Source organism: Moorena sp. SIO3B2, from assembly GCF_010692525.1.
Lineage (GTDB): Bacteria > Cyanobacteriota > Cyanobacteriia > Cyanobacteriales > Coleofasciculaceae > Moorena > Moorena producens.
Genome location: NZ_JAAHHE010000149.1, coordinates 1 through 12,186 on the forward strand (window position 1 = coordinate 1; position 12,186 = coordinate 12,186).

The window sequence follows — 12,186 nt, forward strand, 5'->3', positions numbered from 1 at the left end:
GAAGTCAGAAGTCAAAGGTGCGCTTTCCGTTCTCCGTAGGAGACGCGGGGCGCGTTCGGCGAATTAAATTCGCCACGGGTCGCACCTAAAAGTAAGCTATGACTAAGTTTCGGAGTTTAGGAATGTCAAACATCTGAATGCGTAGTGCTATACTCAGGATTCAGGAACGATCCGACTCAGGGCGATTTTCAAGAAAAAATTGCTAGATTACATTTGTTAGATTACATTTGATTACAGGAAACCGCTGCAATCTTAACTAAATTACTAAAAAATATAAAGTATTGATAATATAAATAAAATATCGCTCTTAAGCTGAATAATTGTTTTCCAAGTTACGTAAAATAAAATCCAGATAAAAGACTTTGACCTATCTGGAGGTTTCTATGGTCAGCTACGCATCACCAATGGGAATGGGAGTTAAGTTAACAGCTAACCCAGGGGATAGGATTGCCACTGAACCCCAAACTATTGAGGAAAAAGCGAAGCAGGTTGCTGTGGATACGATTGATATTACAGGGGATCACATCAAAGTTCCCACTTACTTTGTCGTGAAATACCCTGATGGTGAAACCAAGGCACTACACCATGTGAAGGATGCTGAAGCAATTTCCGATGTGATTCGGCAAATGCAACTGCAGCAAAAAGAGTGGCCTCAAGAATCAGAGGAAGTTAAACATTGGTTAAACTTACCTGGTATGCTTCTGATATTGGCTGGTTTCTTAATCACTTCCATTGTCCTAGTCGGTATTTTCTAGCTACCCTAATCCTGCACGAGTAATCATGGATAATGAGTGATGAATGATCAACCTTAGACTATAGCTAGGGTTTTATCATTCATCCTTCATCGTCGATAATTTCCAGATTAGATCCCATGGCTTCGATTTAGATCCCATGGCTTCCATTTTTAACTCACATCACCATCATTTGAGGCGGTGTTGTGCGCCACAATTGCTCTAAACCAACTGCTGGCATAGTTAGATACAAAAGATCACCAGCGGCTAGGTTAATTTCCAATAAATCCCAGCCATGAATCGTTTGATACTTCGTTTCAAGATACAGTGGCACAAAGTCAGCGGATCTGGCAGCATCTTTAACACGGCGTCCACAGAAGGGATGATCGGTGGTAATCTTAGTGGCTAAGGCAACCCAAAGCGTATCACCAATCATACCATTGCCTAACACTTGTCCACCTAATGCTGCAGCTGCAAAAGAAGGAGTGGCTAATTCTGTGGGAGAGAATACTGCTTCAAATTCAAATACTTGCTGTACCATGTGGGAAAAGTGGGGGTCTTGATTGCGGACAACCACTGACAATTTAGAAGCTAGACTTTTGGCACTTAGAGCAATTTCTAAATTGGCTGTATCATCACTCGTAACTGCTAAAAGGGCTTCTGCTCGTTGGATGTGTGCTGCTGTGAGTGTAGCAGGTAAACTGGCATCTCCGTGAATGACTGCAATACCTAGAGAACGAACAATGTTCAGGAAACGATTGTTGGGGTTACTTTCAATCACCACCAATTCATGGCCTTGGGCATGAAGTTGGTAGAGGATTTGGACTCCTACATTTCCCAGTCCACATACAACATAGTGATTTCTGTAGGGAACTCTCGCCGCATCCCAAAACTGTTTGAGTCGGGTACCTAAAACAAAATCGTTTAGTAGAGCATAGCAAATGCCAATCACACCAGCCCCTACTAACATCATCACAGCAGTAAATACCTTAATAGTGTCCGGGGACTTTTCTGCTACTTCTTCTTGACCACCAGCACCGGTAATCATACCCACAGAAAAATATAGAGCATCAACAATAGAGGTTTCTAAGTTGACACACACATAAGTCAATGTGGCCGTAAAAATTATCAGGAGTAGGAAAAGGGTCACTACTAACATTGGTTGAGCATGATGCTGAAACTGTTGTAAGTTTGTGAAGACTTTCAGCAGTTTCTGTAGCCAGGATTGGCGTTTAGGACGAAACCGAGGCTGAGTACCAATAATTAAGCGATCGCCAGGTTGTAACTGTTTGCCCTGAGCTACTGCGGAAACTAAATCTAAGTTCGAGTCCATCGGTAGGTAGTAGATCAACATTCGTGATCGCTCATCCCACAGGTCACTCAACTGTGTTCCCATCCAAGGGTGGCTTTCGGTGATAATTTCTTCGTGTATCGGCCAGGTTTGATTGTATAGCTTGAGTTGCCCAATGGCTCGATTCCCCATTGCTGCGAAGGCAAATACCGGTGCTGCTAGAGAAGAAACACTCATGCTGACATGATCGGGTAGGGTCTGATCTAAACGAGTACCCAGGCTGGTATTAAACAATCGGTTAACGATCCGAATCCGGGGATTAATCACTCGTGCCTGAGTCAGGATTGCCAGATTGAGAGCATCGTCATTACAGGCCAGAACCAGGGTTTGGGCATGTTCGAGTCCAGCTGCAAGTAGGGTAGAAATAGCCCGCAAGTCTCCAATAATAATATTGTTTTCGTCACCAGGCATTATTCTGTTGCTGATGCCAACAACAGCTACTCCCTGCTGCTTCAGTAAGCGGAATATTTTGTATCCAGTGCGACCCAAGCCACAGATAATGATGCGGGGTTTCATGTGTCAAGCTTGTTGACCGAAATAATTTTTGTCGTTTTGCATCTAGCTAAGTGTTCTTTTACAATTCTTATCCAAGATAGCTCAAAGAAATGTAGCGGAAGACACTGCTGCTAGTTAGAAAGGGTAAAATCTCCCCGCTTAAGCCATTCCGGTAAGCTGCTGACCCTCTAATTTGCCTATTTCAGTAGGGTGATCAGGAGATGGGGCAACGGATGGGTTAACAGATGTAACGGATGGGGGGATAAGGGCATGGGGGTGCCGGAAAGCCTGTAATTTGAATAGGCATTAGTTGAATAGGACTTAGACATTATGATATATTGATTTATTAAGCACAAAATCAATATAGTTCTAAGCTGTCGCGGATTTAAATTGTATAGCTTTGAGTAAGCTCGAAAAACTGATTAACCCTATGCCCTGCTGCTCTGGTTCCCTGCCCCCTTGCCGATTCAATATATAAAATAAAATTAAATATATAGATCTATAAATTAGATGTAGATGCCTCACAGCTGATCACTCCCTCACCCCCTCACCCCCTGATCCCTTCATTTTCAAAGGAACTGGCTACAAATATCTACCAAGGTGTACTAGGAATGGGGCAGCCTCTCAATGGCTGGAAGCGTGTATTGACTTAATAGGGCAACCTCCTGCTCGTATATGAACTCGCTGTAGTCAGCTAGATTGTCCAGCCCCAGAAAGTTGAGGATGATCTCAGCTGCTAGCCAAATCGCTATTCTAACCAATAACTGCCGCCATCGTATTATCATTGCATCAGACCTCCTGACTATAGGTGAGGGAGGTTAGGTTTATGGTTGTGATAATCTGTTCAATTTAGTTATCAGCCTCAATTTTGTCTTTTATGCGACCGAAACCAGCAATTCCGTCCCGGTGCGCTTACAGTCGTCGAATTTAATTTGCCACAGGTCGCACCGCTGCCCGAGATAACTTGACCGTTTACTTCCCCCTACTGCATTTTGCCGAAAAACCTGAGGAAGCTAGTTACAGTGTCAAATACTGATGTGGGTAATTGTGTTGGCAAAATGTAAAATTTATGTTTATGAGCTAGTAGTCTGTCAATTTAGTTTTGAGGGTAATGGTGGGACGATGTTAGGTGGCACGGTGTTAGCTCAAAAGTCTTCATACCTGATCCAAGCGTGCGATCGCGCCCTTCATCCAAGCGTGCTATCATGCCTAAATCCTGCCCGGTGCGCTTACAGTTGTCGAATTAAATTCGCTATTTGTGCGTTTTCCAATGGTCGGGGAACCCGGCCTTTGGTCGCGCCTTCGGGTCGCACCGCTTGGTGAAAGCTTAAATTCAAACTTGACAGGGCACTAGCCGCAATGTTTAGGACTACTGTAGTAGTCCTAAATACGGTTATAAGCTACTTTGGGGCAGATAAACTAGGATTTAGGAAAGAAGCTGAATGGGATATCACGTTATTTACGATGGCGATTGTAATCTTTGTGTCACTCTGGTACAGCTACTAGAAAATCTGGATCAGGGCAAGCTATTTGATTACATACCGATGCAGGATAAAGAAGCTTGCGGCAAATTACAGGTAACACCTCTCGAGTGTGAGATGGGTATGATTTTGATCGATGCTTCTTCTGATGATTGCCGATGGCAAGGAAGTGATGCCGCTGAAGAGATTGGGCGTCTATTGCCATTGGGTAATATCTTTGTATCCGCTTATCGGGCAATGCCTGGGGTGAAGTCGGTAGGCGATCAGGTTTACGAGCAGATTCGGGATAATCGTTACAGTTGGTTTGGTAAGCGTTCTACTACGTATAAATCGGTTTATCCAGTAGGTTGCAAGGCTAATCCCAGTTGAGGCTAGACTAGAGACTCAATCAACTTTTATCAGCTAACAATTAATTATAAACACATAAGCCCCTATTATAAACTGTGGGGATAAGCTTAACCTATAGGAAAGTTCAATGTAATGTATTAGAATATTTATTTTCCTGGACTGATCATCTGATCGTGATGGGTTTTCCATCACGGAGATTGTCCCATAGGAATAGTTACATCAATACCATCAACGGCAATTGAGTGATATTCAGCCATGTCGATCGAAAAACTTAAGCCTGCCGACAAAGGAGCTGTCGGGATTTATGTGCCCTACTACCAGGGTAATAAACGGAATCTTTTACCTATAGCAATTAGCCTCTACCAACAAGGGTCTTTGGAAGGTCGTCGCCACATAGAAGGTGGTGATAGTATTCCCTTCGTTGCTACTTGGTTTGTATCTAATCTTCCTTCGGAATTAACTCGTTGCCGATTACAGTTTGATGGTAACGCGGATCTCAGTTACGAACTTACTATGCAAAATTCTGAGTTTGTGAATTACTTAATCGAAGTGATTATGAACTTTAAGCGATCGCGCATAACGGATTTTTCCAAGGCATTCTACCGCAAACTGCTACGCATTGATGAATAAACAACCAGTTTTCTAGTTATAGGAGTGTAAATAAGGGGTGGCAAAATCCGCTAAGTATTTACTAATTGGGTCAACAGAAGCTTACAGCGGTAAGTCAGCAACGATCCTGGGAATTGCCGATCAACTGCAAGCAAAAGGGATAACGATTGCCTACTGTAAACCACTGGGTACCTTTTTGAGTAGCAATCAAGGGTCAACGATAGAGGAAGATGTCCAGTTTATCACTGAGATACTTAAGTTGCCGGAGAACATGGTGCGATCGCCTTTGCTGTTTATGGATGCTCAAACCATTGAAAAACGCTTGGGAGGACAAGACTCAACAGATTACCGTCAGTCTCTTCAAGACTATCTCCAACCACTAAGTAGTGATGTAATTTTGGTGGAAGGAGCAGGAACCTTGAGTGCGGGGACTCTGTTTAACTTATCATTACCAAAAGTTGCTCAGACAATTGATGCTGCTGTCTTGTTGGTGGCTCGTTTTCACTCGGTTTTACTAGCAGATGCGTTGTTATTTGCTAAGCAACGTCTGGGAGAAAGCTTACTGGGAGTTTTAATTAATGATATTCCCCAAAACAAGCTATCAAGGGTAAAAACAACATTGAAACCGTTTCTGGAACGGCAAGGAATCCCAGTATTGGGAATGATGCCTAGAAATAATCTGTTGCGCAGTGTTAGTGTTCGGGAACTGGTACGTCAGTTGCAAGCTAATGTGCTATGCTGCCCTGACCGTTTGGATTTGATGGTGGAAAGCTTGACCATTGGGGCGATGAATGTCAATGCTGCTCTGAAGTATCTACGCAAGGGCGTTAATATGGCGGTGGTGACCGGAGGCGATCGCCCAGACCTTCAGATGGCTGCTCTAGAAACCTCAACCCACTGTTTAATCCTTACCGGTCAAGTTCAGCCTCAATCAGTTATTCTCAGACGTGCTGAAGAGTTTGAAATTCCAGTACTTTCCGTTGATTTAGACACCCTCACTACTGTTGAGATTATTGACAATTCTTTTGGTCAAGTACATCTCCATGAAGCAATTAAGGTGGAGTGTATGCAACAGATGATGAATGAATATTTCGATATTGAGCAGTTGATAAAGCTCCTTGAATTGAAACCATATAAACCAGATTTATAAATGCATTATTTTAAGGTTGAAAGGTTATAATGTTGTTCGCAATTTGGATTAGATTAGGGGAGGTTGGCAGGTTTTAAACTTGTCAGTTTTTCAGGTTAAAGGTTGTCATTTTTAAGTTTAAAACGTTCAATTTTAACCTTACTCAACAAATTGTAACTCTGTTTAAGGTAACTCTATTAAATTAAATAGGAAACCAATTATGGTTGTTGTTACCATTAATCTTGAAGGTGGTCAGGTTATAATGTTGAAGGTTAAAACGTTCAACGTTCAACGTTCAACTTGCTTGCCTTGTAACTCTTTTCAACTTTAAACTTGCTAAGTTGTAATTCTGTTAACTATGAAACCAGTTATTGTTTTCGGTAGTATCAATATGGATTTGGTAGCCAAAACTCCCCGGTTACCAGTTCCAGGTGAAACACTACAAGGCCATGAATTTTTTACTGCTCCTGGTGGGAAAGGGGCTAATCAAGCTGTGGCGGTGGCACGGTTGGGTATCCCCACTAAAATGGTGGCCCGCATCGGTAGTGATGATTTTGGAACTCAGCTACACCACAGTCTAGGGGTAACGGGTGTTGACACTGATAGCGTTTTGGTTGAGGAGGGGGTCAGTTCTGGGATTGCAGTGATTTCCGTGGATCAGGCTGGGGAGAATACCATTATTTTCTTGGCTGGTGCTAATGGGCATGTTAATGAAACTGATGTGGAACGCCTCAGTAGTTTGTTGCCAGAAGCCGCTGTTTTATTGATGCAGTTGGAGATTCCCATGTCCGTGGTGCTCTTAGCAGCAGCGGCAGCTCAGAAAGTGGGTTGTCCAGTGATTCTTGACCCAGCACCAGCTCAGGAGTTGCCAGAGGAACTGTATGGCATGGTGAATATTATGACACCGAATCAGTTGGAAGCCTCTGTACTAGTGGATTTTCCTGTGGATACCATAGAGTCAGCCAAGAACGCATCGGAAGTACTGTTGCAACGAAGTGTGGATACGGTGATTGTGACCTTAGGAGAGCAGGGGGTTTTCTGTGCCACTGGTTCTGAATCGTTCTTCGTCCCTGCTTTTTCTGTTGATGCTGTGGATACTGTGGCGGCTGGAGATGCGTTTAATGGTGCAATGGCTGTGGCAATAGCCAAAGGGTTACCCTTGCGGCAAGCGGTAGTATGGGGAGCTGCAGCTGGGGCGCTTGCTGTTACTAAGGCTGGGGCTCAGCCCTCTTTGCCTGATCAAGAGACATTCAATGCCTTTCTCACAGAAGTAGGTATTAGGTATTAGGTATTAGCTATGATAGCATGATAGTCTTAGATATTACATATTAGATATTAATTTTTAGATATTAGTGATTGGTAATAGATCATTTACCCGGAGTTGGCTAGTATTGTAAATCCTGATTGTGGATCTAAATATTATTACTAATTAATCCAGTTTGAGCAAATTATTGAGGTTTGGTAGTACGTTTATCTAAAAAATCAGCCCTTAAGCACTCACTACTATACAGTAACATCCTCATAAATTAAGGAGATGGGACAACTAAAATCAATGCTGGTCAAGTGAATTTCGTCTCCTTCTGTGTAGGGATTGAGTTCCCATTTCCCTTGTGGATTGCGCCGGAAGCACTCGATAGTGATCTGTTGAGTATCAATCAAAAGGTATTCTTGTAAGGTTTTGATGCGGCGATAGTTAGCAAATTTGCGACCTCGGTCAAAGGCTTCAGTGGAGGGAGAGAGTACTTCCGCAATCAGACAGGGATGATAAATGACTTTGAGCCGATTGCTGTCTCGTTGATCGCAGGTTACCATGACATCCGGGTAGTGAAAAGGTCCTTTTTCTGATACACCCACTTTGACACTAAAGATAAAAGGACGACACGAACCTCCCCGTAGATGGCTTTTTAAGGCAGTCGCAAGATTCAGAGCAATGGTTCCGTGGGGAATAGTTCCCCCAGTCATAGCATAGACTTCGCCGTCGATGTATTCATAGTTGAGTTCTTGCTTTTCCTCCCAGTCTAGATAAGCTTCGGGAGTCATGTATTCTCCCTGATAAGAAGCAACCATAACCACCTCACTTATTGAGTGATGTCTTTTATGTCCTGTTTTGGAGCTAGTTGAGCTTATTTTCAACTATAGCGCGAAACTACCTCTGACTACAGAGGGATGTTCCTTTGGAAGCGCTACGCGATCGCATTGTCAATTTTGGCAGACACATGATTATACAAAATATTTTTGCTTTCATACCTGCTCGCTTTCGACAGGGCTTTCAGCCTTGCTTTTTCTAAAAACGGGTATTGTAACTGTAAAGGTTGTCCCTTGGTTGAGAGTGCTTTCAACTTCGATTTGACCGTGGTGATTCTCAACTATTGTTTTAGCGATCGCTAAACCTAGCCCTGCTCCTTTTGCTGTATCATAGGGTCTGGCTGGATCAGCTCGATAAAAGCGATCAAAAATATGAGGTAATGCTGATGCACAGATGCCTTGACCGGAATCAGTTACCTTGACTTGAAGCAGGAATTGCAGGTTTCTTGCCCTACGTTTGCTGGGAGGTTCTAACTGTTGTAATTCCACTTGAATAAATGCTTCCCCTGGAGTTTTGGTAGAGGCTGGTGTGTATTGGACAGCGTTATTCACTAGATTGGTAAATAAACGTGCCAATTGATTCCAATCCCCCTCAAGGGTAAAGGCATCTTCGTCCAATGTTGGATTTTGGAACCCTTTACTAGGGCAGGGTGGCAGAAATACCTGATCAGCCCCCATCTCTTCCTCTGTCTGCTCTGTCTCCTTTGTTCCCTCTGTTAACTCTGTGCTCTTTTCCTGATCGGGATTGGGGATTTCAATCAAGTAAAGGGAAATGCGTTTTTCTGTAGCAATCGGCTGTTGCTCCTCGATCACTTCCATCAGCAAAGCATCCAGGTGGACTAATTGCCACTGGGGTTTTACCATACCGCTATCAGCACGAGCCAAAAACAGCAGGTCATTCACCAGTCTTCCTAAGCGCTGGGTTAATCGCTCTATCACTTCGAGTTGGTGCCGTTGCAACTCAGATGCTAAATCGGGATCCCCCAGAGCAACTTGCACGTTAGTCTGAATCGTCGCAATTGGGTTTCTGAGTTCGTGGGAGGCATCAGCAGTGAATTGTTTGAGCCGTTGGTACGACTCCCGTACTGGCTTCATAGCCATACCAGATAGTAACCAACCAATAGCACCAGTAGAGATAATCATCACCACTGTACCTAGAGTCAGATCAAATATCAGTTGGTGGCTGGGTTTGGTGACTTCAAACCATGGGTGGCTAACCCGTAAATAACCCAAGATATAATCCTCGATTTGCACCGGTTGGGTTAACTGTCGCAGGAGATGCTCTGCTGATAAATGAACTGTTGCCCTAGTGGTGTTGGCCTTTAACGGAATAGTTAAGGGTTCTGAGAAGGTTGACCACAGCAAATCCCCCTTCGGACTAAACCACTCCAGGTCAATGTGGTCATCTTCTACCCCATCACTATTGTCTCGAAAACTGGCTTCAATGTTGAATTGGTAGGGACTCTCGCCATCATCCACAGGTTGAATCACCAGTGATCGCTCTACCACTTCTACGACATGTTTGAGGGTGTCATCAACCCGTTCAATCAGGGTGTGGCGGACATAAAGATAGACACCAGTTGCAAATAGTAACAGTAAGACTGCTGTGACCGTAGTATACCACAGAGCAAGGCGTCGGCGAGTAGTTTGAAACATGATAATTTAACAGACATCAAAGATCAACAGGACTTACGCCGCCAAGCCGGTTTATTAAAATAATTACACCGATTCCAGCCTTTGATTTATGAGGTGCCTAAGTCCTGATCAAATCCGGTTGACTAATGATCATATCTAGGATCGGGTCATGGGTAATGGCTACTATCAATTCCAGTAGGATCGGATTGAGCACAACTGAGAAGCGAACCAGTTGCTGCCAGTGTAGAGTAATAACTGAGGTCAAAGCTAAAATTGATATCGTCTCCGGTTAAATCGTTCTTGTTTGTAGAGACTTGGTCTGCAACGTCTCTACACAGAAGGTTTGATTGATTGTTCCTTCTCCGACTTGTCTGCCAAAAGAATGAGCCTTCAAAAAAGCGATCGCAAACCAGCAAAACTATTTCTAAGCTCTCGGGAAGACCTCTTGGAGTCCCTAGTCGAAAATTCTCCCGAGTGTATAGCGGTATTTGACCGGGAATTTCGTTATGTCTATGCTAATCCGGCCTTGTCACAGGCATTTGGGATAGCCCAGTCAGAATTAATCGGCAAAACCCATCATGACCTCCAGATGCCAGAAGACTTTATCCACTTATGGGATAGAGCGATGGAAAAGGTGTTTGCCACAGGTCAAGAAAAGAGGATTGAATTCCAGTGGATCACAGAGAATGGGCGACAGTTTTATCAATCCTGTCTGGTACCAGAGTTGGCCAGTCATGGTTCAGTAGAATTTGTGTTGGGGTATAGCTGTAACATTAGCGATCGCATAACCAATACAGAATTTTCAAGGTCGATTGAGCAACTACAGAATTCTAACCGAGAACTGGAACAGTTTGCTTATGTGGCTTCCCACGATTTACAAGAACCCCTGCGGAAAGTCAAGAGTTTCACAGAATTGCTGGTGGAAGAGTACCAGGGGAAATTGGATGGCGAAGCAGACAAATACATGGCTTACATTGTTGATGGTGTCTTCCGGATGCAGACTCTGATTAAAGATCTGCTCGCCTACTCCCGTTTGGGTAGGTCTGAACTGACCTTTGAACCCACAGATATAGCTGAAGTGCTTGAGCAGGTTCTTGAAAACTTGAGTGTTACCATTAAAGAAAATCATGCTGTCATCACCCATGATCCACTACCAACTATCCCAGCTAATCCTCAACACATGGTGGAATTGTTCCAGAATCTAATCAGTAATGGCATCAAATTCCGTTCCGAGGCAACTCCTGAGATTCACATTGAAGCTCAGTTGCAGGAATCCCAATGGTTAATAGGGGTTCGAGATAATGGTATTGGTATTCCAAGCAAGTATGCTGAACGAATTTTTTCCATATTCCAACGGCTACATGGTAGGAGCAAGTATCCCGGTACCGGGATTGGTTTAGCCATTTGTCAGAAAATTGTCCAGTGTCACGGCGGAAATATTTGGGTGGAATCCGAGTCTGGTGTTGGCTCAAGATTCTATTTTACCCTGCCAATTCATCAGAGTTGGTAGCCAAATATGACTCATGGGTTTGTGGATAAAAAATCAATAATAAACGATATTATAACCAATTTCAAATAACCCAAGTTCAAATAACTATGATATGTACAGTAAATTCCCTGAAATTCTGCTAATAGAAGACGATCCTGGAGATATAGAACTCACCAGGAAAGCACTCAACAAAGCGAAACTGGCGATTAACCTCCATGTGGTTATGGATGGTACTCAAGCCCTGGCTTACCTGTACAGAGAGGGGGAGTATGCTGATTCCCAGCAACCTGACTTAATTTTGCTAGACCTAAACCTGCCTGGGATGAATGGACAAGAGATTCTCCAGCATATCAAAGGTGATGATAACCTCAAGCAAATACCCGTTGTGATGCTGACCACTTCAGATGCTCAGGAAGATATTGTAAAAAGCTATGACTTGGGAGCTAACTGTTATCTTAAAAAACCAATTAGCTTAAAAGAATTTGACAAGATTATCGAAGCCCTAGAAGATTTCTGGTTTAGTGTTGTGAAACTACCGCCGCCATAAACTAGCTGGAATTCAAAATTCAAAATTCAAAATTCAAAATTTTTACATGTTTAACTAGTGGTAAAGATGTAGCGGAATTCAAAATTCAAAATTCAAAATTCAAAATTTTTACATGTCTAGGTAGTGGTAAAGATCTAGTGGTTTGGCTACGGTCTGGTCAAGGTAACGGGAGCTAAAATCGCTACTTTTGTACAACTACCCTTCTTCCCTCTCCCCTCTCCCCACAGTCTTCCCCCGATTCCCGATTCCCGATTCCCGATTCCCGATTCCCGATTCCCGATTCCCG

Annotated in this window: 10 protein-coding genes; 7 read left to right on the plus strand and 3 right to left on the minus strand. The window is 43.4% G+C overall.

Translation table 11 applies throughout. The features are described from left to right. The first annotated feature begins 362 nt into the window (after positions 1–362). The gene (locus tag F6K38_RS43550; RefSeq protein WP_353736720.1) at positions 363–755 is read left to right on the plus strand and encodes a hypothetical protein; all 393 of its coding nucleotides are present in this window, start codon (positions 363–365) and stop codon (positions 753–755) included. A 154-nt stretch (positions 756–909) separates the two neighbouring features. Here F6K38_RS43550 and F6K38_RS24395 read toward each other — a convergent pair whose 3' ends face one another. After that, positions 910–2,598, minus strand: a complete 1,689-nt coding sequence (locus F6K38_RS24395) for a potassium channel family protein (protein ID WP_008191625.1) — start codon at positions 2,596–2,598, stop codon at positions 910–912. Positions 2,599–4,019: 1,421 nt separating this feature from the next. On the opposite strand from F6K38_RS24395, the gene F6K38_RS24400 reads away from it, so the two are divergent. The 4 genes from F6K38_RS24400 (at position 4,020) to rbsK (ending at position 7,432) form a co-directional block, all read left to right on the plus strand. Next, the gene (locus F6K38_RS24400; protein WP_008191629.1) at positions 4,020–4,427 is read left to right on the plus strand and encodes a thiol-disulfide oxidoreductase DCC family protein; all 408 of its coding nucleotides are present in this window, start codon (positions 4,020–4,022) and stop codon (positions 4,425–4,427) included. 234 nt (positions 4,428–4,661) lie between these two features. Further along, positions 4,662–5,036, plus strand: coding sequence for a type IV pilus biogenesis protein EbsA (ebsA, locus tag F6K38_RS24405; RefSeq protein WP_008191631.1), 375 nt, complete (start codon positions 4,662–4,664; stop codon positions 5,034–5,036). A gap of 37 nt (positions 5,037–5,073) precedes the next feature. Beyond that, positions 5,074–6,165: a phosphotransacetylase family protein gene (locus F6K38_RS24410; protein ID WP_287357717.1), complete on the plus strand. Its 1,092-nt coding sequence runs from the start codon at positions 5,074–5,076 to the stop codon at positions 6,163–6,165. Between the two features lie 337 nt (positions 6,166–6,502). After that, complete coding sequence (rbsK, locus tag F6K38_RS24415) at positions 6,503–7,432, plus strand: ribokinase (protein ID WP_008191635.1); 930 nt, start codon at positions 6,503–6,505, stop codon at positions 7,430–7,432. Positions 7,433–7,647: 215 nt separating this feature from the next. Here rbsK and F6K38_RS24420 read toward each other — a convergent pair whose 3' ends face one another. Together F6K38_RS24420 and F6K38_RS24425 are read right to left on the minus strand one after the other, a co-directional pair. After that, a complete protein-coding gene (locus F6K38_RS24420) occupies positions 7,648–8,211 on the minus strand; it encodes a Uma2 family endonuclease (RefSeq protein ID WP_008191638.1) in 564 nt (187 codons plus the stop codon). 174 nt (positions 8,212–8,385) lie between these two features. Continuing rightward, a complete protein-coding gene (locus tag F6K38_RS24425) occupies positions 8,386–9,885 on the minus strand; it encodes a sensor histidine kinase (RefSeq protein ID WP_008191640.1) in 1,500 nt (499 codons plus the stop codon). Positions 9,886–10,246: 361 nt separating this feature from the next. Here F6K38_RS24425 and F6K38_RS24430 point away from each other — a divergent pair, with 361 nt between their 5' ends. Beyond that, on the plus strand, positions 10,247–11,374 hold the full coding sequence (locus F6K38_RS24430) for a sensor histidine kinase (RefSeq protein ID WP_287248291.1): 1,128 nt from the start codon (positions 10,247–10,249) through the stop codon (positions 11,372–11,374). A gap of 91 nt (positions 11,375–11,465) precedes the next feature. Further along, complete coding sequence (locus tag F6K38_RS24435; RefSeq protein ID WP_008191647.1) at positions 11,466–11,900, plus strand: response regulator; 435 nt, start codon at positions 11,466–11,468, stop codon at positions 11,898–11,900. The last annotated feature ends 286 nt before the right edge of the window (positions 11,901–12,186 follow it).

What these genes read in the sequence shown, in the direction of transcription:
- F6K38_RS24395 (WP_008191625.1), bottom strand. Translation starts at nt 2,598, where the DNA reads ATGAAACCCCGCATCATTATCTGTGGCTTGGGTCGCACTGGATACAAA.
- F6K38_RS24425 (WP_008191640.1), bottom strand. Translation starts at nt 9,885, where the DNA reads ATGTTTCAAACTACTCGCCGACGCCTTGCTCTGTGGTATACTACGGTC.
- F6K38_RS24400 (WP_008191629.1), top strand. Translation starts at nt 4,020, where the DNA reads ATGGGATATCACGTTATTTACGATGGCGATTGTAATCTTTGTGTCACT.
- F6K38_RS24420 (WP_008191638.1), bottom strand. Translation starts at nt 8,211, where the DNA reads ATGGTTGCTTCTTATCAGGGAGAATACATGACTCCCGAAGCTTATCTA.
- F6K38_RS24430 (WP_287248291.1), top strand. Translation starts at nt 10,247, where the DNA reads ATGAGCCTTCAAAAAAGCGATCGCAAACCAGCAAAACTATTTCTAAGC.
- F6K38_RS24435 (WP_008191647.1), top strand. Translation starts at nt 11,466, where the DNA reads ATGTACAGTAAATTCCCTGAAATTCTGCTAATAGAAGACGATCCTGGA.
- ebsA (WP_008191631.1), top strand. Translation starts at nt 4,662, where the DNA reads ATGTCGATCGAAAAACTTAAGCCTGCCGACAAAGGAGCTGTCGGGATT.
- rbsK (WP_008191635.1), top strand. Translation starts at nt 6,503, where the DNA reads ATGAAACCAGTTATTGTTTTCGGTAGTATCAATATGGATTTGGTAGCC.